At 62.6% G+C, this 23,216-nt stretch carries 27 protein-coding genes; 12 read left to right on the forward strand and 15 right to left on the reverse strand.

The annotated features are described in order from the left end of the window. Positions 1–8: 8 nt before the first annotated feature. The 4 genes from murU to ACN9MW_RS29925 are packed head-to-tail and all read left to right on the forward strand — an operon-like array spanning position 9 to position 4,021. Positions 9–704, forward strand: a complete 696-nt coding sequence (gene murU / locus ACN9MW_RS29910; RefSeq protein WP_426165789.1) for an N-acetylmuramate alpha-1-phosphate uridylyltransferase MurU — start codon at positions 9–11, stop codon at positions 702–704. Further along, on the forward strand, positions 701–2,017 hold the full coding sequence (gene pepP, locus ACN9MW_RS29915; protein WP_426165791.1) for a Xaa-Pro aminopeptidase: 1,317 nt from the start codon (positions 701–703) through the stop codon (positions 2,015–2,017). Before murU ends, pepP begins: the two co-directional genes overlap by 4 nt. After that, on the forward strand, positions 2,014–3,150 hold the full coding sequence (locus ACN9MW_RS29920) for a UbiH/UbiF/VisC/COQ6 family ubiquinone biosynthesis hydroxylase (protein ID WP_426165793.1): 1,137 nt from the start codon (positions 2,014–2,016) through the stop codon (positions 3,148–3,150). The genes pepP and ACN9MW_RS29920 overlap by 4 nt, the downstream gene beginning before the upstream one ends. Positions 3,151–3,160: 10 nt before the next feature. Then, positions 3,161–4,021 (forward strand): TIGR02285 family protein, encoded by an 861-nt coding sequence (locus ACN9MW_RS29925; protein WP_426165795.1) that lies wholly within the window; start codon positions 3,161–3,163, stop codon positions 4,019–4,021. A 136-nt stretch (positions 4,022–4,157) separates the two neighbouring features. Here ACN9MW_RS29925 and ACN9MW_RS29930 read toward each other — a convergent pair whose 3' ends face one another. The 3 genes from ACN9MW_RS29930 to ACN9MW_RS29940 are packed head-to-tail and all read right to left on the reverse strand — an operon-like array spanning position 4,158 to position 7,153. Beyond that, on the reverse strand, positions 4,158–5,690 hold the full coding sequence (locus ACN9MW_RS29930) for an NAD(P)(+) transhydrogenase (Re/Si-specific) subunit beta (RefSeq protein ID WP_426165797.1): 1,533 nt from the start codon (positions 5,688–5,690) through the stop codon (positions 4,158–4,160). Continuing rightward, positions 5,687–6,031, reverse strand: coding sequence for a proton-translocating transhydrogenase family protein (locus ACN9MW_RS29935; protein WP_426165799.1), 345 nt, complete (start codon positions 6,029–6,031; stop codon positions 5,687–5,689). Before ACN9MW_RS29935 ends, ACN9MW_RS29930 begins: the two co-directional genes overlap by 4 nt. A gap of 9 nt (positions 6,032–6,040) precedes the next feature. Continuing rightward, the gene (locus tag ACN9MW_RS29940; protein WP_426165801.1) at positions 6,041–7,153 is read right to left on the reverse strand and encodes a Re/Si-specific NAD(P)(+) transhydrogenase subunit alpha; all 1,113 of its coding nucleotides are present in this window, start codon (positions 7,151–7,153) and stop codon (positions 6,041–6,043) included. Positions 7,154–7,318: 165 nt separating this feature from the next. On the opposite strand from ACN9MW_RS29940, the gene ACN9MW_RS29945 reads away from it, so the two are divergent. Together ACN9MW_RS29945 and mnmA are read left to right on the forward strand one after the other, a co-directional pair. Next, the gene (locus ACN9MW_RS29945; RefSeq protein ID WP_426165803.1) at positions 7,319–7,801 is read left to right on the forward strand and encodes an NUDIX hydrolase; all 483 of its coding nucleotides are present in this window, start codon (positions 7,319–7,321) and stop codon (positions 7,799–7,801) included. A gap of 76 nt (positions 7,802–7,877) precedes the next feature. Next, a complete protein-coding gene (gene mnmA, locus ACN9MW_RS29950) occupies positions 7,878–8,987 on the forward strand; it encodes a tRNA 2-thiouridine(34) synthase MnmA (RefSeq protein ID WP_426165805.1) in 1,110 nt (369 codons plus the stop codon). Here the strand turns inward: mnmA and ACN9MW_RS29955 are convergent. Next, positions 8,973–9,404: a response regulator gene (locus ACN9MW_RS29955; RefSeq protein WP_426165807.1), complete on the reverse strand. Its 432-nt coding sequence runs from the start codon at positions 9,402–9,404 to the stop codon at positions 8,973–8,975. The two genes, mnmA and ACN9MW_RS29955, sit on opposite strands and share 15 nt — an antisense overlap. Positions 9,405–9,412: 8 nt before the next feature. Then, entirely contained in the window at positions 9,413–10,192 is a 780-nt protein-coding gene (locus tag ACN9MW_RS29960) for a 5'-3' exonuclease (RefSeq protein ID WP_426165809.1), read from the reverse strand. 193 nt (positions 10,193–10,385) lie between these two features. Between ACN9MW_RS29960 and ACN9MW_RS29965 the strand changes: the two genes are divergently transcribed. Beyond that, complete coding sequence (locus ACN9MW_RS29965) at positions 10,386–10,619, forward strand: hypothetical protein (protein ID WP_426165811.1); 234 nt, start codon at positions 10,386–10,388, stop codon at positions 10,617–10,619. A gap of 184 nt (positions 10,620–10,803) precedes the next feature. After that, positions 10,804–11,010, forward strand: a complete 207-nt coding sequence (locus ACN9MW_RS29970) for a PIN domain-containing protein (RefSeq protein ID WP_426165813.1) — start codon at positions 10,804–10,806, stop codon at positions 11,008–11,010. 34 nt (positions 11,011–11,044) lie between these two features. On the opposite strand, the gene ACN9MW_RS29975 is transcribed toward ACN9MW_RS29970, so the two are convergent. Both ACN9MW_RS29975 and ACN9MW_RS29980 read right to left on the reverse strand, forming a co-directional pair. Further along, complete coding sequence (locus ACN9MW_RS29975) at positions 11,045–11,590, reverse strand: NADAR family protein (RefSeq protein ID WP_426165815.1); 546 nt, start codon at positions 11,588–11,590, stop codon at positions 11,045–11,047. A 187-nt stretch (positions 11,591–11,777) separates the two neighbouring features. Continuing rightward, positions 11,778–12,449 carry a glutathione S-transferase family protein gene (locus ACN9MW_RS29980; RefSeq protein ID WP_426165817.1) on the reverse strand — a complete coding sequence of 224 codons (672 nt, stop codon included), beginning with the start codon at positions 12,447–12,449 and terminating at the stop codon, positions 11,778–11,780. 30 nt (positions 12,450–12,479) lie between these two features. Between ACN9MW_RS29980 and ACN9MW_RS29985 the strand changes: the two genes are divergently transcribed. Beyond that, entirely contained in the window at positions 12,480–12,851 is a 372-nt protein-coding gene (locus ACN9MW_RS29985) for a group III truncated hemoglobin (RefSeq protein WP_426165819.1), read from the forward strand. Here ACN9MW_RS29985 and ACN9MW_RS29990 read toward each other — a convergent pair. The 3 genes from ACN9MW_RS29990 to ACN9MW_RS30000 form a co-directional block, all read right to left on the reverse strand. Next, positions 12,844–13,407 (reverse strand): hypothetical protein, encoded by a 564-nt coding sequence (locus tag ACN9MW_RS29990; RefSeq protein ID WP_426165821.1) that lies wholly within the window; start codon positions 13,405–13,407, stop codon positions 12,844–12,846. The genes ACN9MW_RS29985 and ACN9MW_RS29990 overlap by 8 nt on opposite strands. Then, complete coding sequence (locus tag ACN9MW_RS29995; protein ID WP_426165823.1) at positions 13,397–15,685, reverse strand: TonB-dependent receptor; 2,289 nt, start codon at positions 15,683–15,685, stop codon at positions 13,397–13,399. Before ACN9MW_RS29995 ends, ACN9MW_RS29990 begins: the two co-directional genes overlap by 11 nt. Positions 15,686–15,780: 95 nt before the next feature. After that, on the reverse strand, positions 15,781–16,131 hold the full coding sequence (locus tag ACN9MW_RS30000) for a DUF2946 family protein (RefSeq protein ID WP_426165825.1): 351 nt from the start codon (positions 16,129–16,131) through the stop codon (positions 15,781–15,783). A 139-nt stretch (positions 16,132–16,270) separates the two neighbouring features. On the opposite strand from ACN9MW_RS30000, the gene ACN9MW_RS30005 reads away from it, so the two are divergent. Beyond that, complete coding sequence (locus tag ACN9MW_RS30005; protein ID WP_426165827.1) at positions 16,271–16,543, forward strand: hypothetical protein; 273 nt, start codon at positions 16,271–16,273, stop codon at positions 16,541–16,543. 43 nt (positions 16,544–16,586) lie between these two features. Here the strand turns inward: ACN9MW_RS30005 and ACN9MW_RS30010 are convergent, their stop codons facing one another. The 3 genes from ACN9MW_RS30010 to ACN9MW_RS30020 are packed head-to-tail and all read right to left on the reverse strand — an operon-like array spanning position 16,587 to position 19,032. Beyond that, entirely contained in the window at positions 16,587–16,862 is a 276-nt protein-coding gene (locus tag ACN9MW_RS30010; protein WP_426165829.1) for a DUF6587 family protein, read from the reverse strand. A 3-nt stretch (positions 16,863–16,865) separates the two neighbouring features. Next, positions 16,866–18,755, reverse strand: a complete 1,890-nt coding sequence (feoB, locus tag ACN9MW_RS30015; protein ID WP_426165831.1) for a ferrous iron transporter B — start codon at positions 18,753–18,755, stop codon at positions 16,866–16,868. Positions 18,756–18,759: 4 nt separating this feature from the next. Then, a complete protein-coding gene (locus tag ACN9MW_RS30020; RefSeq protein ID WP_057261371.1) occupies positions 18,760–19,032 on the reverse strand; it encodes a FeoA family protein in 273 nt (90 codons plus the stop codon). A gap of 157 nt (positions 19,033–19,189) precedes the next feature. Between ACN9MW_RS30020 and ACN9MW_RS30025 the strand changes: the two genes are divergently transcribed. Both ACN9MW_RS30025 and ACN9MW_RS30030 read left to right on the forward strand, forming a co-directional pair. Next, positions 19,190–19,399, forward strand: a complete 210-nt coding sequence (locus tag ACN9MW_RS30025; protein ID WP_426165833.1) for a (2Fe-2S)-binding protein — start codon at positions 19,190–19,192, stop codon at positions 19,397–19,399. A 10-nt stretch (positions 19,400–19,409) separates the two neighbouring features. After that, entirely contained in the window at positions 19,410–20,090 is a 681-nt protein-coding gene (locus ACN9MW_RS30030; RefSeq protein WP_426165835.1) for an energy transducer TonB, read from the forward strand. A 128-nt stretch (positions 20,091–20,218) separates the two neighbouring features. Here the strand turns inward: ACN9MW_RS30030 and ACN9MW_RS30035 are convergent, their stop codons facing one another. Both ACN9MW_RS30035 and ACN9MW_RS30040 read right to left on the reverse strand, forming a co-directional pair. Beyond that, positions 20,219–20,899: a Fe2+-dependent dioxygenase gene (locus ACN9MW_RS30035; RefSeq protein ID WP_426165837.1), complete on the reverse strand. Its 681-nt coding sequence runs from the start codon at positions 20,897–20,899 to the stop codon at positions 20,219–20,221. Positions 20,900–20,901: 2 nt separating this feature from the next. Beyond that, on the reverse strand, positions 20,902–23,196 hold the full coding sequence (locus ACN9MW_RS30040; RefSeq protein ID WP_426165839.1) for a TonB-dependent receptor: 2,295 nt from the start codon (positions 23,194–23,196) through the stop codon (positions 20,902–20,904). Positions 23,197–23,216: the final 20 nt, after the last annotated feature.

Here is a 23,216-nt window from a genome sequence, read left to right on the forward strand (position 1 = left end):
GGCGACGCATGAAAGCCATGATCCTCGCCGCCGGCCGCGGCGAACGCATGCGGCCCCTGACCGACACCTGCCCCAAGCCGCTGCTGAAAGTGCGCGGCCGGCCGCTGATCGTCTGGCATATCCTGAACCTGGTGCGCGCCGGGATCACGGAGATCGTCATCAACCACGCCCACCTCGGCCACATGATCGAGCAAGCGCTGGGCGACGGCTCGCAGTTCGGCGCCCAGATCCAGTATTCGCCGGAAGCGGAAGCGCTGGAAACGGCAGGCGGCATCGCCAATGCCCTGCACCTGCTGGGCGACCAGCCCTTCCTGGTGCTGTCGGGCGATATCTACTGCCCGCACTTCGACTTTTCCGAAGCGCTGGACGTGCTGAAGGACAAGGACCACCGCGGCGACCCGTACCCCGCCCACGTGCGCGACATCGCCTGGATCTGGCTGACGCCCAACCCGTGGCACAACCCGGAAGGCGACTTCGCCCTGAACCTGTACACCGTTTCCGGCCAGGGCTCGCCGAAGTGGAACTTCGCCAATATCGGCGTGTACCGTCCCGAGATGTTCGCCGGTATCACGCCGGGCCAGAAGGCCGGCCTGGGCAAGCTGCTGTTCGAATACGCCGACCAGGGCCGCATCGGCGGCGAGATCTACCAGGATGAATGGGTCAACGTCGGCACCGTGCGCCAACTGGAAGAACTGAACGCATGAAACCCTACTCCGACCGCCGCGCGCGCCTGCTGGCCCAGATGGAAGCGGGCAGCGTGGCAGTCATCGGCACCGCGCCCGAAGCGACGCGCAATGCCGACACCGAATACCCCTACCGCCACGACAGCTCCTTCTACTACCTGACCGGCTTCACCGAGCCGGAAGCTGTGCTGGTGCTGGTGGCGCCGCGCGGCAACGCCGCCGCGCAATCGATATTGTTCTGCCGCGAAAAGCACCTCGAATCCGAAATCTGGGACGGCTACCGCTACGGCTCCGAGGCCGCACGCGAGGCGTTCGGCTTCGACGCCGCCCACCCGGTCGGCGCGCTGGACGAGCACATGGTGCGACACCTGTCCAACGCCAGCGCCCTGTACGCCTCGCTGGCACGCGGCGGCGAAGAGCAGCAGCGACGCTGGTTCGACGGCGTGCGCAGGCTGTCGCGCAGCGGCACCACCGCGCCGCCCGCGCTGCGCGACCTGCCTTCCCTGGTCGATGAAATGCGGCTGTTCAAGGACGAACACGAGCGTGCCATCATGCTGCGCGCCGGCGAGATCTCGGCAGGCGCCCACGCCCGAGCCATGCGCTTTGCCGGCGCCCATGGCGCTGGCGCCTTCGAATACGAACTGGAAGCCGAACTGCTGCACGAGTTCCGCCGCCACGGCGCCCAGTTCCCCGCTTACACGCCGATCGTGGCCTCCGGCCCCAACGCCTGCGTCCTGCACTACAACGCCAACAACCGCCGCACCCAGGACGGCGACCTGGTGCTGATCGACGCCGGCTGCGAACTCGATGGCTATGCCTCCGACATTACCCGCACCTTTCCGGTCAACGGCCGCTTTAGCCCCGCCCAGCGCGAGCTGTACGAGCTGGTGCTGGCCGCGCAACAAGCCGCCTTCGCCGCCGTCAAGCCGGGACGCAAATACCACGACGCCCACGACGCCGCAGTGCAAGTGCTGGCGCAGGGCATGCTGGACTGCGGCCTGCTGCAAGGCACGCTGGACGACGTGCTGGCCGAGAAAAAATACACGCAGTTCTACATGCACGGCACCGGCCACTGGATCGGCATGGACGTGCATGACGTCGGCCTGTACCGCGACGTAAGTCGCGAAGACAAGCCTTCGCGACTGCTGCAAGCCGGCATGGCGATGACGGTGGAACCTGGCATCTACGTGCGCCCGGCCGAAGGCGTGCCGGAAAAGTACTGGAACATCGGCATCCGCATCGAAGACGACGCGATCGTCACCGATGGCGGCTTCCAGCTGTTGACGGGCGGCGCGCCCAAGACAGTGGCCGAGATTGAAGCTCTGATGAAATGACTGATTACGATATCGCCATTTGCGGCGCCGGCCCCGCCGGCATGGCCCTGGCAGCAATGCTGGTAAAACGCGGCGTCGATGCCGCCCGCATCGTGCTGGTGGACGCCAAGCCGCTTGAACAAGCCATGCAGGACCCGCGCACCCTGGCCCTGTCCTACGGCAGCCGCCAGATCCTCGAGCAGGTCGGCGCCTGGCCGATCCACGCCACCGCGATTCACGAGATTCACGTTTCGCGGCGCGGCCAGTTCGGCCGCAGCATGATCACGCGCGACGAACACAGGCTGCCCGCGCTGGGCTACGTCACGCGCTATGGCGCCATCGTCGAAGCACTGGGCAACGTCTGCCAGCGCCTCGGCATCGCCGCCTTGCGCCCGGTGCGCGTCAGCGGTAGCGACGAAGCCACCGACAGCGTCACCCTGCACCTTGAAAGCGAAGGCCAACACCCGCGCGTGCTGCGCGCCGCCGTGGTAGTGCAAGCCGAGGGCGGACTGTTCGGCGAGCAGACCGACAAGGCCGAAACGCGCGACTACCGGCAGACCGCCATCATCGCCCAGGTCAACACCAGCGCCCCGCTGGCGCACCGCGCTTACGAACGCTTTACCAGCGAAGGCCCGCTAGCCCTGCTGCCCCAGGACGACGGCTACTCGCTGGTCTGGTGCGCGCGCCCCGCCAGCGCGCAAGCCATCCTCGCACTGGACGATGGCGCCTTCCTTGCCAAGCTGGGAGAGACCTTCGGCGAGCGCCTGGGCAAGTTCACGCACGCCACGCGCCGCCTGGCCTTCCCGCTCGGCCTGAACGCAGGCGTCACCGGCAGCGCGCGCAGCGTCGCCATCGGCAATGCCGCGCAGACCCTGCACCCGGTAGCCGGCCAGGGCCTCAACCTCGGCCTGCGCGACGCCACCGAACTGGCACGCGCACTGGCACGCGGCGCCACCCCACAGGCATTGGAAGAATACGCCGCCCAGCGCCGCCGCGACCGCAAACTGACTGTGCGCCTGACTGACACGATGGCCCGCGTCTTCGCCAACGAATCGCTGCTGCAGCCCCTGCTCGGCCTCGGCCTGGCCGCCATCGACCTCGCAGCCCCAGCGCGCGCCGTGCTGGCCGAATTGATGATGTACGGCCGCCGCTAAGGGAAACACCATGCGCCGCCCTGCCTTCGCGCTGCTCGCCGCCCTGCTGGTGCCAGGCGTGCAGGCACGCGACAGGATGTCCTGGCTGATGCCCGACGTGCCGCCTGCCTCGATGCCGGTGGACGGCAAGCCCACCACCGGCATCGCCGACCAGATCGCGCTATACATCAGCGCCCGCTGGCCCGAAGCCGAGCACCGCTTCATCTACGCCAATCCCAAACGCACCTGGCTGATGATCGAGCGCGGCGAGCAAGCCTGCGTGGTGGCCGCCTTGCGCAATGCCGAAAGGGACAAGCTGGCCTACTTCGTCAACACCAACCTGGTGCCGCCGCTGCAGCTGGTGGCGCAGGCCAGCACCCTGCCGCGCCTGCCGCTGAACGCCCATGGCGAAGCCGACCTGCAGAAATTATTGTCCGATCCCGTCTTGCGCGGCATCGTGGTGGAACGCCGCAGCTACGGCACAGCAGTGGACGAATTGCTGGCCGGGCGCCCCGCCAATTCAAGGCTGGAGACCACCTCGGTCGGCGATTACGGCCGCAATGTGCTGAAGCTGGTGGTGCACGGCCGCGCCGACTACACCCTCGACTACGACTACGCGCTGCAATACGCCAGCAAAGCCGAGCCTGAGATCGGCGCGCTGAAAACGGTACCGATCGCGCAAAACAACAAACCCATGCTGGGCGGCATCGCCTGCCCGCGCAACGCCTGGGGCATGGCGGCAGCGAAACGCATCGACCAGATCGTCGGCACCCCCGAAGGCGCCGCCGCCATGATCAAAGCGCAGAACAGCTGGCACACCCCGGCCTCCCAGCAACGCTACGCCGCCCAGATCAGCGAATTCCAGCGCCAGCGCGCCAAACCCACCCACTAAAACAGAAGAGCCCGTGTCACACCTTGGGGTCACACCCCAACTGTGCCACGAGCTCATCCTTGGTAACACTTGGGCCCGTGTCACACTAGGGGTGTGACCCCAGGGTGTGACACGGACTCGGCTGTGAGTGCAGGCCTTATTCGACGGCCTTCACCATGTCTTCCAGCACTTTCTTGGCGTCGCCAAATACCATCATGGTCTTGTCCATGTAGAACAGCTCGTTGTCCAGGCCTGCATAGCCGGCCGCCATCGAGCGCTTGTTAACGATGATGGTCTTGGCCTTGTAGGCCTCGAGAATGGGCATGCCGGCAATCGGGGACTTGGGGTCTTTCGCCGCCGGGTTCACCACGTCGTTCGCGCCCAGCACCAGTACCACGTCTGCCTGCGCGAACTCGCTGTTGATGTCTTCCATCTCGAATACCTGGTCATAAGGCACTTCGGCTTCCGCCAGCAGCACGTTCATATGGCCCGGCATGCGGCCGGCGACCGGGTGGATCGCATACTTCACCGTCACGCCGTGGTGGCCAAGTTTTTCGACCAGTTCCTTCAGCGCGTGCTGGGCGCGTGCCACCGCCAGGCCATATCCAGGAACGATGATCACGGTTTCGGCGTTCTGCATCAGGAACACGGCGTCATCCGACGAACCCGACTTCACATTGCGCTGCGCTTGCGCGCCGCCTGCCGCCGCAGCGGAGGTGTCGCCGCCGAAGCCGCCCAGGATCACGTTGAAGAACGAACGATTCATGGCCTTGCACATGATGTAGGACAGGATCGCGCCAGAGGAACCCACCAGCGAACCGGCGATGATCAGCATCGAGTTGTTGAGCGAGAAGCCAATGCCTGCCGCCGCCCAGCCCGAGTAGGAGTTCAGCATCGACACCACCACCGGCATGTCGGCGCCGCCGATCGGGATGATGATCAGCACGCCCAGCACGAAAGCAATCGCCGTCATGACCAGGAATGGGCCCCAGGCCGGCTCGCTGCCGCCGCTGAACACGAATACCAGGCCCAGGCCAATCATCACCAGCGCCAGCACCAGGTTCAGCATGTGCTGGCCGCTGAATACGACAGGTGCGCCCTGGAACAGGCGGAACTTGTACTTGCCGGCCAGCTTGCCGAAAGCGATCACCGAGCCGCTGAAGGTAATCGCCCCGACAAAGGTGCCGATGAACAGCTCGATGCGGTTACCGACCGGCAGTGCCTGGCCGCGTGCTGCGATGCCGAAGGCATGCGGCTCGGCCACGGCAGCAATGGCGATGCAGACCGCCGCCATGCCGATCAGCGAGTGCATTGCCGCCACCAGCTCGGGCATCTTGGTCATTTCGACGCGCTTGGCCAGGACCGCGCCAATGCCGCCCCCGACCAGCACGCCCAGCGCCACCAGGCCGAGGCCCAGGCTGCCCGACCCGCTACGGGCATGCACGTCCAGACCCATCGAGCGCGCCAGGGCCGCAACCGCCTCCGCGCTTTCCGCTGCCGCAGCAGCGTCGTGCTTGAGGCGCAGGATCAGCGCGATGGTGGTCACGGCGGCAATCGCCATGCCGGCCATGCCGAAGGCATTGCCCTTGCGTGCCGACGCCGGCGACGACAACCCTTTCAGCGCCTGGATGAAGCAGACAGACGCGATCAGGTACATCATCGTGACAAGGTTCATGGTGATGAAGCTCATGCCTTGGCCTCCTTCTCGGCCGCCGCTGCAGCACCGGCCGCAGGCGCCGCTTTCTTCTCCTTCTTCTTGAACATCTCCAGCATGCGCTGGGTGACCAGGAATCCGCCGAACACATTGACCGCGGCCAGCGCCACGGCGATGGTGCCCATGATTTGCCCAACCAGGCCCTCGGTCAGCGCAGCCGCCAGCATGGCGCCCACGATGATGATGGCCGATACTGCATTCGTTACCGCCATCAGCGGCGTATGCAGCGCCGGCGTGACGTTCCAGACCACGTGATAGCCCACGTACACGGCCAGCACGAAGATGATCAGGTTGATGATGGTGTGACTGACTTCCATTCGTCTCTCCTATTTCCGCAACTGCTCGCCGCCATGGCAGACCAGCGTTGCTTTGATGATTTCATCCTCGCGGTCGATGACCAGCCTGTCCTCCTTGTCGAAGACCAGCTTGAGGAAGTCCAGCACATTGCGCGCATACAGGGCGGAGGCGTCCGCCGCCACGTGGCAGGCCAGGTTCGGCTCGCCCACGATGTACACGCCATGCTTGACCACCGTCTTGCCCAGTTCGGACAAGGGGCAATTGCCGCCCTGCTCCACCGCCAGGTCGACGATGACGGAGCCTGGCTTCATGGCCTTCACGGTTTCTTCGGAGATCAGCACCGGCGCCGGGCGGCCCGGAATCAGTGCCGTGGTAATGACGATGTCAGCCTGCTTGGCGCGTTCATGCACCAGCTCCGCCTGGCGTTTCATCCATTCAGGCGGCATCGGGCGCGCATAGCCGCCTACGCCCTGCGCGATCTCGCGCTCTTCGTCGGTCAGGTAAGGCACGTCGATGAATTTTGCGCCGAGCGACTCCACCTGTTCTTTCACTGGCGGACGCACGTCGGACGCCTCGATCACGGCGCCCAGGCGCTTGGCGGTCGCAATCGCTTGCAGGCCGGCCACGCCGACGCCCATGATCAGCACACGGGCAGCTTTCACGGTACCCGCTGCGGTCATCAGCATGGGCATGAAACGCTGGTAGGTATTCGCGCCAACCATCACGGCCTTGTAGCCCGCGATATTGGCCTGGGAGGACAGCACGTCCATGGACTGCGCGCGCGTGATACGCGGCACAGCTTCCAGTGCAAACGCGGACAGGCCGGAAGCCGCCATGGCCGCAATGTTTTCCCCGTCAAAAGGATTCAGCATGCCGACCAGCACGGCGCCCGGTTTCATCAGGCTGCGCTCCTCGGCGTTCGGGGCGCGTACCTTCAGTACCATTTCCGCACCCAGTGCCTCTGCCGCGGTGCCAATGGTGGCGCCGGCAGCGGCATATGCTTCATCCGTCACCGAGGCTGGAATGCCGGCTCCCGCCTGCACGATCACCTGGTGCTTGACTGCTAGTTTCTTGACCGTCTCGGGCGTTGCCGCCACCCTGGTCTCCCCCGGCCTTGACTCGGCCGGTACGCCAATCTTCATAATGCCTCCAAATAGTGGGAAAAACTGACTAAAATCTAACATGAAATGTTCTACGGCCAACATTACCTATGCCGAATTGTTGCAATGCACAAGCATTTCACGCCGTGGTCACAACGAAGAGGCAAGATCAGGCTACAATGTCGGGTCTTCTGAGGATGGACTAACATGCCGCGCACCTGGAAACCGAATGTCACAGTCGCCGCCGTCATCGAGCGCGACGGGAAGTTTCTCCTGATCGAGGAAGAAACCAGTGACGGCATTCGCCTGAACCAGCCCGCCGGCCACCTCGATCCCCTGGAGTCGCTGGAACAGGCTGTCATCCGCGAAACGCTGGAAGAAACCGCTTACGATTTCACCCCGACCGCCCTGGTAGGCATGTATATGTCGCGCTACCGCTCGGCGCGTACCGGCCAGCTGGTGACGTTCCTGCGCTTTGCCTTCTGCGGCGAGGTTGGCGCTTACTATCCGGATCGCCCACTCGATGAGGGCATCCTGCGCACGCATTGGATGACGCGCGATGAAATCGCGGCCTGCCGCGAACGCCACCGCAGCCCCCTGCTGCTGACTTGCGTGGACGAATACCTGGCGGGCAAGCGCGCTCCGCTGGAGATCCTGCACACCCACGTGTCGGTATTCGAAGAAGTCTGAAGGTTTCTTCTAGTTTGGATAATTTGCAACACCCTGCCTGGGGCGCGCCGCTCCCATGGCTCAATTGGACCGCATCATGAGCAAGAAAAAAGTAGTCATCGGCATGTCCGGTGGCGTTGATTCCTCCGTTTCCGCTTGGTTACTGAAAGAACAAGGCTATGAAGTTGTCGGCCTGTTCATGAAGAACTGGGAAGACGACGACGATTCCGAATACTGTTCCTCGCGCCAGGACTGGATCGACGCGGCCAGCGTGGCCGATGTGGTGGGCGTGGACATCGAAGCCGTCAACTTTGCCGCCGAATACAAGGACCGCGTGTTTGCCGAGTTCCTGCGCGAATACCAGGCCGGCCGCACCCCGAACCCGGACGTTTTGTGCAATGCGGAGATCAAGTTCAAGGCCTTCCTCGACCACGCCATGCACCTGGGCGCGGACCTGATCGCCACCGGCCACTATGCGCGCGTGCGCCACAACACCGCCACCGGCCGCCATGAACTGCTGAAAGCCGTCGACCACACCAAGGACCAGAGCTACTTCCTGCACCGCCTGAACCAGGCGCAGTTGTCGAAGACCTTGTTCCCGCTGGGCGAAATCCCGAAAACCGAAGTGCGCAAGATCGCAGAGAAGCTGCAGCTGCCGAACGCAGCCAAGAAGGATTCCACCGGCATCTGCTTCATCGGCGAGCGTCCGTTCCGCGAATTCCTGAACCGCTACCTGTCCTACAAGGCTGGTCCGATCAAGACGCCGGACGGCAAGGTGGTGGGCGAGCACGTCGGCCTGTCCTTCTACACCCTGGGCCAGCGCAAGGGCATCGGCATCGGCGGCGTGAAGACTTACCAGAACGCGGACGGTTCCTCCGACGCCTGGTATGTGGCGCGCAAGGACGTTGAAAACAATACGCTGTGGGTAGTGCAGGGCCATGACCACCCGTGGCTGCTGTCGGAAGCGCTGCATGCCGGCCAGGCAAGCTGGGTTGCCGGCGTGGCGCCGGAGGCAGGCCGCATCAGCGCCAAGACCCGCTACCGCCAGGCCGACGTGCCGTGCGACGTTGCCGCCAACGGCGACAGCGAATTCGCGCTGAAATTCATGGATGCCCAGTGGGCAGTCACCCCGGGCCAGTCGGCCGTGCTGTACGACGGCGACGTCTGCCTGGGCGGCGGCATCATCGACGGCTCAAACTTCGTCTGATCCCCCGGCCGGGGCGGCGCCCTGCGCGTCGGCCTGCGCCTTCTGCTGCCGCTTCACCGTTGCGATAATGGTGTTGCGGATGGTCTTCAATACCGTACCGCCATTGAACGGCTTCACGATATAGCCGTTGATGCCCATTGCATGGGCCTTCTGGATCGTCGCCTGGTCGAATTCCGACGACACCATGAAGATCATGGCTTTCGGCCAATCCTTGCGCATGGCCAGCATGGACGGCTCATCGGCCTCGATGCAGTCGCGCGAGATGCAGATGATCTGGGGCTGGTGCTTGATCAGCAGCACATTGCCCGCCACGCAGGTGTGCGCCTGGCCGACCACGTCGTAGCCGCCGTCGATCAGCACCGTGTTGAGCAGGCCGCGGGCAATGGCGCTGCTGTCGATAAGAACCGCTTTTAACATCAGGAGGTTTAACGGTGGTCCCAGGCCAGCATATTCCAGCTCACGCCGATCCGGACGTCCGTTTTCAGTTGTACCAATTGACGAGAAAGATACAACATCTCGCGCTCTTTTCGTAGGCTTTCGCCGACTTTGTCCTTCAGGATGCCTGCACCGGCCATGATTGCGTCCAGAGTGCCGTAAGTTCGCAACAGTTTGGCGGCGGTCTTCACGCCCACATTGGAGACGCCGGGGATGGAGTCGGTCTCGTCGCCCATCAGCGCCAGCAGGTCGGGCAGCATGCCGGGCGTGACGCCCCACTTCTGCTCGACCCAGGTGCGGTCGTGCCATTCGGATTTGAAGTGGTCCCAGATGCGGGCGCCTTCGGCGATCAGGCAATGCAGGTCCTTATCGGTGGTGGCCACCACCGCCTCGCCGCGGTTTTCGCTGAGCCAGCGCGTGACCACGGTGCCGATCACGTCGTCGGCCTCCACTTCGGGGATGGCGATCGGGCACATGCCGATCCTGGTCAGCTGCATATAGAACTCGGGCAGCGCCTCGCGCAGTACTTCCGGCATCGGCTGGCGGCCTTCTCGGTAGCCCTTGTACAGGCTATGGCGCCAGGTGGGACCGCCGTAATCGAAGGCTGGCAGGATATGGGTCGGTTCGTGGCCGTTGACCAGGCGCTGGAAAGCGTTGAACGCATGGCGCATGGCGATCTCGGCTTTGAGGTCCGAGTCCGGCTCCGGACTTGCCTCATACACACGCCGCACAATATTCAAACCGTCAATGGCCAGCAATCTTCCTGTCATAGCCGGCATTTTACCGCACAGCTACTTGCTGTTCCGTATCGCCGCGTGCAAAGTCAGCACAGCTACAGATCCCTTCAAGCAGACTGATCGACAATGGCGCAACACAGCTCTGACCCTGTTCTGCGTTCCCTCAAATTGCCTCCACCTGCATCAGGATTAAGATGATGATTCAAGATTGCGAATGGAGGCTGAGATGGAGCCAACTGTTTCAATGGAAGAGTTCGCACGTGACCCGATCAAATGGTTGGAACAGGCTCGGGCGAAGGAGGAAAATTTCCTGATTTCAGATCACGGGGAATTGATTGCGCAGGTCACCCCGTTCCCAGTTCCCGATCCGACCGCAATTGATCGATTGCGTGAAATGACAATGAGTTACGGAGACGTGTTATCGCCCGCCTGGGAAGCTGAGCCAGAGACGAGCAAATGATATTGCTCGATACGCCCACGCTGATCTGGTGGTATGAGAGAGATTCGCGTCTTTCGAACCACGCCGCGACGGCAATTGAACTTGGACAGGCGCAAAGCAGAGTGCTGGTTTCTACTATCACTAGCTGGGAAGTTGCACTCTTGCTTTGGAAAGGACGTTTAGCGCTGCATTGCGGAATCCACCAATGGATTGCTGGCGTAGCACCCTTGCCAGGTTTTCGCTTTATCCCGTTGACAGCGCGATCGCCATTGACGCAGTTCATTTACCCAACTATTCTCCACGTGACCCGGCCGATCGCATCATCATTGCAACTGCCCTACGATACGATGCCTCCATCGTGACGGCAGATCGAGAAATGCAAGGTTATCCGAACATCGCCACAATCTGGTAAGAACGCTCCCCTTTAATCAGTTTCACCAGCCGTTTCACTCGCTGAGACGCGATCGCACTTCCATCAAGGCAAACCCGAGCAGATTCATTCCCGTCCATTCGGATGGGTTCTCTGCATACGGCGAATCTGCAGCAAAGCCTGTACCCCAGACGAAATCAACGGGACTTGCTTCCACCAGGACTTGTTCGCCAGTGGCGAGCAGGAAGCCGCGCAACGGGGCGTTCTGCGCGAACTTTGCATAGTTGGCCTGGACCACGATATCCCAACGGTTCGCGGCCCAGATTTCGTCATCGAACCCTTGTACTTCGCGGCCGGCGGCTTTGGCGACTGCCGGGTTGCGAGCCTGCAGGATACGATCCAGCGCAACTGCGTCACTGAACAAGCGGGCCTTTTCCGCCATCATGAAATGTTCGGCTGTCGGGTACCGTGTGCCATCGATAACAAACTCCGCTTCGAACCATTGGCTGAAGCAAGTCTTCGTGATCGAACCATTCTTTGATGGTTGATGCCCCCAGAACAGAACCATCCTGGGTTGCCCATGATTGCGAACATGCTCGCACAGCTCGACGACATTCCTCATTTAATTTCTTCTCCAGTGAACTCCGCTTCAAAGGCGGCAACCGCTGCCCCCTTCCGGTCAAGCACCGCAAAGACCACGTGCTCGACCGCATCCCTTTATTGTTATTGGTTTTTTTTGATCAAGCAGGAACATCATAAGCCACTTAGTGCAATTTCACAACTAAGTTAGACTATTTTTACACTAAGCCTTAGTGCAACAGTTCGTACGGGCCGCCGCGCTCCAGGGCGCGCTGGTAGGCCGGGCGGGCGTGAATGCGCTGCAGGAAGGCTTGCAGGCGCGGGTAGTTGGCGCCAAGGCCGGCGCGCGAGGCGGCCGCTTCGAGGGGGAAGCTCATCTGGATATCGGCAGCGCTGAACTCGTTGCCAGCGAACCAGTCGCGGTTGGCGAGTTCGGACTCCAGGTAGGCCAGGTGGCGGTCGATATTGGGCTGCACGAAGCTCGACATCACCTTCTGCGCGATGGCGCGCTTGATCGGCTTGACGAAGAATGGCGCTGGCGAGGATTCAACCTTGTCGAACACGAGCTTCATCAGCAGCGGCGACATCAGCGAGCCTTCCGCGTAATGCATGAAGTAGCGCCAGCGCAGCTTGTCCGGCGTGCCGGCCGGCGGCACCAGCCGGTCATTGCCATGCTTCTCCACCAGGTACTCGAGGATGGCGCCCGACTCCGCGACGATATTGCCTTCATGCTCGATGACGGGCGACTTGCCCAGCGGGTGCACCCTGGTCAGCTCCGGCGGCGCCAACATGGTCTTCGGGTCACGCTGGTAATGCTTGATCTCATAGGCCAGCCCCAGCTCTTCCAGCAACCACAGCACGCGCTGGGAACGAGAGTTATTGAGGTGGTGAACGATGATCATGGGCGCGCTCCGCAAGGTTAAAATGGAGCCATGACTTTACCACTGACCCAGGAATCCATCGCGACACTGGTCCACGAGTTCTACGACGGCGTGCGCGCCGATCCGGAACTGGGCCCGGTGTTCAATGCTGCCATCGACGACTGGGAGCCGCACCTGGCGCGCATGGTGGAGTTCTGGAGCACTACCATGCTGGGCACCAAGAGCTTCCAGGGCAATGTCTACGGCAAGCACATGGCGCTGCCGGGCGTACAGCCGCAGCACTTCCAGCGCTGGCTTGCGCTGTTCCAGTCGACGGTGGACCGCCTGTTCGAGCCAGCCGTGGCGGAAGAATTCCGCATCGTCGCCAGCCGTATTGCGCAAAGCCTGCAATACGGCTTCTTCGGCCAGGTGCATTTCAGCTGATGGCGTCGGCGGCGCTCATCACCGAGTAACTGGCTTGCCAGCGGCGCAGTGCAGCCGGCAATACCTGCATCGGCTGCGGCGCCGCAATGAAGTCGCCGGAAGCCTGCGTGCACCCTTCTTCCCGCACTTGCAGCCAGTCCAGCAGGTTGGACACCTCACAGCAGCCTGCATGACCTTCATCGCGCAGTTCGAGCCGGTGTTGCGCAATGCCTGCCTGCAGCATCAGCCCCTGGATATCGGCCGCAAGCGCGATGGCGTCCGGCGTATCCTTGCTGAATGCCAGCGGCGGCAGGCACAACACCATGTCCAGCTTGAAGCCTTCCGCCTCCCACATCCTTAACGCAGCCAGCGCATCGCACACCATGTGCAGCAGGAAGACCCGTTCCAGTCCCGAAGCCGACAACTCGCCGGCAAAATCGCAGTAGTGCAGGACGCCGCTGCCGGGGCGGCGCCAATGGACGGCCGCCAGCACGCTGCCGATGCTGCCGTCACGCGCGGCAACCTGGGGCTGGCACCACAGTTCAAACTGGCCCAGCTCGAGCGCATTACCAATCAAATTTCACCTCCGCAGAGTAAGAGCGTTGTGGGTAAGGGTGGAAGTTCCAGTACTTGTAGTTGTTGGCGTTGTCGATGCCGAAGGCGGCGCTCCAGTGCTTGTCGATGCGGTAGCGCAGGCGCGCGTCGACCGTGAAGTATTTGCTGGCGCCCTGGTAGGCAAAGCCGTTGATGTCGGTGTTGTCCAGCGTCGAGTATTGCTTGCCGCTGTAGCGGGCTGCCAGCGTGGCGCTCAGCTTGTCGTTCACGCGGTAGGTTGCCACTGCACTGGCACGCCATTCGGGAATGCGCGGCTGCCATTTGCCGACGCTGGCCGGGAACTTCTCGTTGCGCTTGATCTTCGAATCGGTCCAGGTCAGGCTGGCCTGCATGTCGAGTCCTTCGACCAGCACGTTTTCGTTGGACCAGGCAGTCTCCAGGCCATGGGTGCGGATCAGGTCGACGTTCTGCACATTGGTCACGTTCGGCGTCACCAGCACATTGGTTTGCGAATACAGCGCGTCGCGGTTGCGCTCGAAGAAGGCCGTGATGCGCAAGGCGGAATTGCCGACCAGGCGCTCGGCGCTCAGCTCCGTAGTCCAGGAGCGCTCGGCCTTCAGGTCCGGATCGTTGTTGATCAGGGTGCCAGTGTTGTTGATGCCGCCCTGGTACAGCTCGGACACGGTCGGCATGCGGATCGCGCGTCCGGTGGAAGCTTTCAACGTCCAGTCCTCGTTGGCCTGGAAGGCCAGCGCCACCTTGGGCGAGATAAAGTTGTCGCTGCGTTTGGCATGGCGCACCACGGTGGTCGCGTTGGCGGTTTCTCCATCACGGCCCTCCCAATGCTCGAAGCGCGCACCGAGCACGGTCTTCCAGTCTGGCGACAACTTCCAGGTGTCCTGCAAGTACAGGCTGTCGATGCTGGTGCGGCCGGAGAAAGCCTGATTGCGCGCGCCCGGCTCGCCGTTCAGCCAGTCGCTGGTGGCGCGCTCGATTGTCGATAGCTTGTAGGCGGCGCGCTGGAAGCCAAAATCGAAGATGTGGCTGCCGCGCATGCCGTCCGGGCGATACACGCCTTTCAGGGACAAGGTATTCCAGCCGGTGCCGCCCTGCTCGACGATGCGGCCGGCGCCGCCGCTTGCGGCAGCCGGGCGCGCCGTGGTCGGTGCGCGCAGGATGTCGCGGCTGTAGTCATACAGGCTGGCCGCCACTTCCCAGTCGAACACGCCTTTGGTATTGCTCTTTACCGTCAAGCCGTGCATCAGGTGGCGCAACTCTTCCTTCGTCGAATTGAAGTCGGAAGCAGCCAGCGTGAAGCTGCGGCCATTGATCGAGACCGGCCCGCTGAACACCGGCTTGCCTGTCGTATCCCGCAGGTAGGTATCGGGCGAGCCGCTCGAATCGTTCTGCCACCAGCCCAGGGAGTAGCTGGCGCGCACGGTCGGCGAGAAATCGTATGCCACTTTGAACTTGGCGTGATCCTGCACCGTGCTGTACTGGGTCGCGGTGCCGAGGATGTAGATGTCGCGGTTGCTGCGGTCCTTGTCCACTACGGCGCCGGTGACCTGAACACCCGTTCCAGCCGCCGTGCCGCTCGCGATCGCACGCGTGGTGTAGGTCTGCGGCTGGCCATCGCTGTCGGTGCGGTTCACGCTGACAAACCAAGACCAGGCGCCGTGGCGGTCGCCAAGCGACATGCTGGACTGGCGTGCAGTCGAAGTCATGTTCGTGTTGTACAGCTCAAACGGCTGGCGCACATAGGCGACGCGCGCATGCGCTTCGAACTGCTTCGGCATGCGCGTCACGTAATCCACCACGGCGCCGACCGAGTTGCCGCCATAGGCTGCCGAGAACGGGCCATACAGTACGTCGACACGTTCGATTTCTTCCGGCGCCACCATGCCCCAGCGCGGCGCGAAGGTGGCGCCGTTGCCCAGGTAATTCGACAGCAGCACGCCATCCGCATACACCGCCGAGCGCGCGCTGTTGCCGGTGCCGGAAGCGCGGGTGGACAGCACGGCATGGTTGTAGTCGCCGATATAGCGCTTGCGCACCAGCAGGCTTGGCAGGTATTTCAGCGCGTCTTCCGCATCGCTGGCGTTGACCTGCTCTTCAATCTGCGCACGGGTGACGCCTTCGATCGTGGTCGGAATCTGGGTCGGCAGAGAAGTCGGATGGCTGCCGGCAATGACGACGGTGCCAACCATCTTCAGCGGCGATTCCCCTTCATGATCGGCAAATGCCGGGGCCGAAAAGACGGCCAGCAGCGCGGCGGCCAGGGGAATGAGGCGGGTGTTCATGATGCTTCCTTTCTTGTTCTTGCGAGCGAAGGCCTTGCGACCGCGCCGCCAAAAGGCGCGTGCAATGCAAAGCCTGGGAGTACTGCTGCGAAGATTCAAGCGGAAGGCGGGGCGCGCGACGGCGGCGCAAGGGCGACTTGCTGCGGCAACGCGGCCGCAGCCTGCAACGCCGGTTCAATGCGCGATGCCGCCACCAGCGCCAAGGCAGGGCCGGCAGGCGGCGGCGGTACGGCGGGCAGGTCGGCCTGCACCATGCAGTAGCCGCATTTCTGGACGACGTGGTGGGCTTTGGGCTGGGCGTGGCAATGCGCGACGCTGTTATCGCCGCAGGCCTCCGCCAGAAAAGTGGACAGCGTTGGCGCGGAGACGGCCATCAGCATCGCAAACAGCGCGATCCTGACAATCCCGGCAATCTGTCTCCTGCTCCAGCCCACGATGGCTCCCACAATGCAACCTCAATAAGTCGCATTGTAGGTACACGTTTGAGGCGGCGATATGCCCTAGATCAAGTTTTCACTTGCCCGCAGCGCGAGGGAACTGCTATCGTAAATCTTTCAGTCCTGGCAACGCGCTATGGATCATCTAGTGGCTCTCGAGTTGGTAGCTCTGTTCGTCGGCCTGTCATGCCTGCCCAACTGGCTCATCGCCCAATGGTATGCCGCTCATGGCTGCCGGCCGGCACTCAAGCGCTCCGCCGCCATCAGCGCCGTGCTGGCGCTCATTGGCATCAGCATTGTCCTCGGTTCAGTTGCGCTGGAATTGCGCCACGCCAAACCCATGCTCACTTACGCATTCGGCTTGCTGGGCATTGCGGGCTTGCTGGTCTCTGCCGCGCTGCACACTTTCGACGAAGATTAAGCCGGCCCTGCGCCCCGGAACGGATCGCAGGACAGATAGTTATTCAGCGCTGGACGTGCAACTTGATCACGCGATGCACCGGCCCGCTGTCGGCAGGAGGGGCTGAAGACGCGGGCGAATCGCCACAACCGCCGCAGGAGCCGCAGCCGCTGCCGCAGCTCGATTCGGTATTGAAGAAGCGCGCCAGCTTTTCCTGCGGCAAGCCACGGCGCGACAGGGCATGGACGATCTGCTGGCGCCAGGCGGACGGCAGGTATTTCCGCGCCGCGTGCAGCGCGGCAGCTGCCACGATGATGCCGACGACGATTTCCTGCCACATGGTTCAGCCTCCCAGCGCCAGGGCGACGCGGTAAGTGATGAATGTGGCGGTGTACGCCAGCACGAACATGTAACCCGCCATCATCAGCGGATACTTCATCGAATTGGTTTCGCGGCGCACCACGGTCAGCGTGGACAGGCATTGCGGCGCAAAGACGTACCAGGCCAACAGCGCCAGCGCGGTCGGCAAGCCCCAGCTGGCCTGGATTACCGGTGCCAGGGAGTTGGCCAGTTCGTCGCCAGTCTGCGACAGGGCATACACGGTGCCCAGCGCGCCAACAGCTACTTCACGCGCCGCCATGCCCGGCACCAGCGCAATGCAGATCTGCCAGTTGAAGCCGATCGGCGCGAAGATGAATTCCAGTGCGCGGCCCAGCATGCCGGCCACGCTGTAGTAGATCGGCGGATGGGTCGCGCCTTCCGGTGCGCCCGGGAAGCTGGACAAGGCCCACAGCAGCACCATCAAGGTCAGGATGGTGGTACCGACGCGCATCAGGAAGATCTTGGCGCGCTCGTACAGGCCGATGGCCAGGTTGCGCATGTGCGGCCAGTGGTAGGCCGGCAGCTCCAGCATGAGCGGCTGGTTGCGCTTGGCTTTCATGGAGCGCTTCATGACCCAGGCCACTGCCATGGCGGAGATGATGCCGGCAAAGTAGAGGCAGAACAGCACCAGGCCTTGCAGGTTGAACATGCCCCACACTTCGCGGTCCGGGATGAAAGCGGCGATCACCAGTGCATACACCGGCAGGCGCGCCGAGCAGGTCATCAGTGGCGCAATCATGATGGTCACGATGCGGTCGCGCGGGTTCTGGATGGTACGCGCTGCCATGATGCCGGGAATGGCGCAGGCAAACGACGACAGCAGCGGGATGAAGGCGCGGCCGGAGAGACCGACGCCACCCATCAGGCGGTCCAGCAGGAAGGCGGCGCGCGGCAGGTAGCCGCAGTCTTCCAGCACCAGGATGAAGAAGAACAGGATCAGGATCTGCGGCAGGAAGACCAGCACGGCGCCAACGCCGCCCAGCACACCGTCCACCAGCAGGGAGCGCAGCACGCCGTCGGCCATATGCGCTTTGACCAGCACGCCGAGGTGCTCGACGCCGCCGCTGATCATGTCCATCGGAACTTCAGCCCAGCTGAACACGGCCTGGAATACGCAGAACATCAGGACCGCCAGGATGATCGGCCCCATGAACGGGTGCAGCACGAAGTGGTCGATCTTTTCGGAGCGGTTGCCGCGGTCGTCGGCATCCTTGACGGCGACCGACAGGATGCGGCGCACTTCGCGCTGGGTTTCCTCAACGCTCACGGCATCGATGGCGGACAGCGGGTTGGCGACGCTTTCATAGAACGGCCACAGGCCGTCCAGTGCATCGACCAGGGCTTTCTCGCCGCCGCTCTTCACGGCCACGGTTTCGACCACCGGCATGCCCAGTTCCTGCGACAGCTTGCCCGCATCGACCACGATGCCGCGTTTCTTCGCGACGTCGACCATGTTCAGGCACAGCACCATCGGCAGGCCGAGGCGCTTGATTTCGAGGACCAGGCGCAGGTTCAGGCGCAGGTTCGTGGCATCGACCACGCACACCACGACGTCGGGCGAACGCTCGCCTTCGCGCAGGCCGGCCACCACGTCGCGCGTGATCATTTCATCAGGAGTATGGGCCGACAGGCTGTAGGCGCCCGGCAGGTCGAGCAGGCGGTACTGGTTGCCGGCACTGGAAGTGAACTGGCCTTCCTTGCGCTCGATGGTCACGCCGGCATAGTTGGCGACCTTCTGGCGCGCGCCGGTCAAACGGTTGAACAGCGCGGTCTTGCCGCAATTCGGGTTGCCCAGCAGGGCGACCATTGGCTGCTGCGCGATGGCTTGCGCGGCCTTTTCTACTGCACCCATTGATTTATTCCGGTTGGATCGAGATCAGCGCGGCCTCGAAGCGGCGCAGGGCAAACGTGGCATTGCCGACTTTGATGGCGAGGGGTTCGCCGCCTGGCAGGCCACGCTTGAGCATGCGGATGCGCTCACCGGGCACGAAGCCCAGCTCCATCAGGCGGCGCGCCAGGTCAGCGCCGTCCTCGGTATCTTCAGGATTGCCCGGAGCGATATGGATCACCGTTCCGCTCTGCCCCACCGGCAGGGAATCAAGCTTGATCAGGGTAGGAGCAAGGGTCATGGTGAACTTTCCAGGGCGAAATACAACCTCGCCATTATAAATGAGAATGGTTTTCAATTTCGCTTGCATTGTAGCCCTGTTCGGGTAGAATGGGAACCGTAATGATAATGATTCTCAATAACGGAATCGCAATCTTAGCCAGAAGGTAATCTCTGAAATGATCGTTTGTGTCTGCAATAACATCTCTGATCGAGAAATCCGTCAAGCCATAGATATGGGTATCAGCTCCATGGACGAGTTGCGCGAAGCGCTCGGCGTGGCCACCTGCTGCGGCAACTGCCTCAGCTATGCGGCGGAAGTGCTGGACGAACATCTGGGCAGCGGAATACAGGAGACTGTGCTCAAGCGCCCATCACTGACCGTGTAAGGAGCGCTTCATGCAATCGATGACTTTCCCGGCTGGCGGCGATTTCGACGCCGGCATTGGCGGCGCCAAGCTGACCAAGATCGCAGCGGTCGTCGCCTTGCATGCAGTCCTCGGTTATGCCTTTATTAACGGCACCATGCATCGCCTGGTGGACCGTATCCCGGAAGTGGTGAATGTCACGTTTGTGGCGCCGCCGCCACCTCCCCCGCCAGCTTCGCAGCCCAAGACCGTAGAAATCGCGCAGAAAGCGCCTTCGATCACCCCACCGCCGCTGCCGATGCTGCCGATCGTGATTGAAAATACCATCACCCCGCCGCCTTCGCAGGCGCGCGTGACCGAGCCTGCGCCGGCAACACCGGTCGTGGTGGCGCCGGTTGCTGCGGCGCCGGCGGCGCCTGCCGCACCGGCTGGCCCGCGTGTGATCTCCGCTGTGGAATATATCCGTGCGCCGCAGCCGGTGTACCCGTCGGTGTCGCGCCGTATGGGCGAACAGGGCGTGGTGACCTTGCGCGTGCTGGTCAATGAGAAGGGTTATGCCGAGCAGGCCTCGGTACAGAAATCGTCCGGCTTCAACAACCTGGACGAGGCTGGCCGCGCTGCTGTCATGCGTGCGCTGTTCAAGCCTTATGTGGAAGATGGCAAGGCGCAGCCGGTGTATGTGGTTGTGCCGATCAATTTCCAGATGTCCTGAAAACCGGTAAACCGATGTCAGACCCGCAGGGTCTGACACCTATGTGCAAACGCCGCGGCTTCTCTCGAAGTCCGCGGCGTTTGTGTTTCAGTGTCTGACCCTGCGGGTCAGACACTGGTTTACCGGTTTTAAAGGTCAGCCCATATCCGCAACAGATTGTGATAATGGCCCGCCAGGCCGACAGTGGCCTCGTCATCGCCATGCGAAGCGCGCAGCTTCTGGATATTCTGGTCCAGCTCGAACAGCATGGCGCGCTTCCAGTCGTCGCGCACCATCGACTGCGTCCACAGGAAAGACGCCACGCGCTCGCCGGCAGTCACCGGATTCACGCGATGCACGCTGCTGGCCGGATAGATGATCGCATCGCCCGCTGGCAGCTTGACCTCGTGTGCACCGTAGCTGTCCATCACAGTCAGCTCGCCGCCTTCATACTCTTCGGGATCGGACAGGAACACGGTAGTGGAAACGTCCGAACGCATCACGTCCGACGAGCCCGCCATATGCCGGATCGCGCCATCGATATGCAGGCCATATGTCTCACCGCCTGTGTAGCTGTTGAAATACGGCGGCAAAATCTTCAGCGGCAGCGCCGCCGAATAGAACAGCGGGTTTTTCGCCAGTGCCTTGATGATGATATCCCCGAGTTCCAGCGCCAGCGGCGTCCCTTCCGCGATCTGGCGGTTGCGCTTGACTTGCGCCCCCTGCGATCCCACGCTGGCGCGGCCGTCGATCCATTCGGCGGCCGCCAGGCGTTGGCGGAAGTGTTTGACTTGCTCCGGCGTCAGCACGCCGGGGATATGCAGCATCATGATCAGTAGCGGAAGTTCGCGGTCAGGATTGCGGTACGGCCCACGCCAACGCCGGCATAGTGGTTGGAGCCGACCTTGTCGTAATACAGCTTGTCCGTCAGGTTCTGGATGTTCAACTGCAGGCTGATGTTCTTGTTCACATCATAGCTCGCCATCGCGTCGTAGCGGGTGTAGCCCGGCACGAACTTGGTGTTGTTGACGTTGCTCCATACCTTCGACACTGCATTCACGCCGCCGCCAATGACCAGGCCTTGCATGATCGTGTACGAAGTCCACAGCGAAGCGCTCTGCTTAGGCGTTGCCGGGAAGGCGTTGCCGTTGAACGGGGATGCAGCATACACCGGCTTTGCAGTAGTGCCGACGTTAACAAAACCGTTGTCCTCAACTTCGGAATCGAGCCAGGTGTAGCCGCCGAAGACCTGCCAGTTGCTGGTCAGTGCGCCGCTCACGCCCAGCTCAAAGCCCTTGACGGATTTCTTGCCGACGTTCTGGGTGGTGCCATCCACGTTGGTCACGCGGGCGTTGTTCATCTTGCTGGAGAAGATGGCGCCGCTGACGGACAGCTTGCGTGCCAGAATTTCCCACTTGGTGCCCAGTTCGAAGTTCTTGCTGTCCTGCGGCTTCAGGTTCTGTACCGAGGTGGACAGCGCGTCCACGCCATCGCCGCCGTCGTTGCCCGGAGGAGTGGACGAGGTGCCGTACGACACGTAGATGCTGCTGTTGGCTGCTGGCTTGTACACCAGGCCCGCCTGGTAGTTGGCGAAGCTGGACTTGTTTTCCGCGTCAATCGCAGCCACAACCGGGGTGGCGGCGGTGTTGGCGTTGGTGTGCAGGCCGGTGCGGAACTCGTCCCAGCGCACACCTACGTTCAGCAACCACTGCGGGTTGAACTCGATGGTGTCGAAGCCGTAGGCCGAGCGGGTGTTGGTGTGCACCTTGGTGTCGTTCGGCGCCACGCTGCGTACCTGGCCGACGGTCCATGGATCGTACGGGTTCGGGTTGGACAAGGTTGTGCAGTTGTACAAGGTTTCCGCGCCTGCGGTAGGGCAGGTGGTGGTCTTGGTCAGCGGGTTGTTGGTGCCCGGGGTGAAGTTGTAGGTCGCGCGCTCGGTCACTTCGCGGCTCACTTCCACGCCGGCGGTGAAGCTGTGCTTGACGCCTGCTGCAATCAGGGAGCCGGTCAGGCTGGACGCATTGGCCAGCGACTCGGTTTCCGCATTGCGGCTGTTGTGGCGGCGCCATACGGTGCCATACAGCACCACGTTGCCCTTGGAGTCGTCCGGCAGGGTGTAGACGTATTCATTGCCGGTCTTGCCGTAACGGGTCACGTTGCGGAAGGCCAGGCCGCTGCTGAATTCGTGCTTGATGTCGATGGTGCCGATGTCGGACTTGGTGTCGCGGAAGTCGCGGTCGACCAGGCCGTAAAAGGTCTCGCTTGGCACGTTGACTGGCTTGCCGACGCCGTTCTTGGCCACGTTCGCGCCGGTGGTGAACGGATTGTCGAATGGCACGCCGGCGTCCGGCAGCTCGCTCGACTTGTAATGGTAGTAGCTCAGGTTGACTTTGGTCGGACCGGTCAGGCCGAAGGCCACGCTTGGCGCAAAGCCCCAGCGGTCGCTGTAAATCTCGTCGTGATGGCCAGCAACGTGGTTTTCATGGCCCATCAGGTTCAGGCGCACGGCGGCGTTATCGCCGATCATGCGGTTCACGTCGGCGGTCACACGGCGATATTTCGCGGTACCCAGGCCAACGCTGGCGTTACTGAAGGTTTCCGCCTTGGCGGTCTTGGAAACCATATTGATGCCGCCGCCAGCGGACGAGCGGCCGCCGTAAGCGGAATTCGGGCCTTTCACGACTTCGATCTGCTCCAGCGCGAAGATTTCGCGCGACTGGGAGCCGCTGTCGCGGATGCCGTCGATATAGGTGTCGGTCTGTGCGTTGTAGCCGCGGATGAACAGGTTGTCGCCCACTGGCTGGCCGCCTTCGGCAGCGCCGACGGTGATGCCCGGCACGGTGCGCAGCGCATCGGTCAGGGAGGTGGCGCCGGTCTGGGAAATCACCTCGGTCGGGATCACGGTCACCGATTTCGGGGTATCCAGCAGCGGGGCGGTGAATTTGTCGGATGCCGATTTCTTAACCTGGAAATCGCTGCCATTCTGGCCGGTAACGACGACTTCCTGCATTTTCTGCTCTGGTGCAGCGGTGTTGGTCTCGGCTTGCGCTACAGGCATCACCAGGGTGGCGGCGATGGCGGCGAGCGTAGCTGGCGCGTGCTTGCGGCTCTTAATGTAAGACATGGACAACTCTGAATTGTTGG

It is taken from the genome of Pseudoduganella sp. R-34, from assembly GCF_049904655.1.
Taxonomy (GTDB): domain Bacteria; phylum Pseudomonadota; class Gammaproteobacteria; order Burkholderiales; family Burkholderiaceae_D; genus Rugamonas.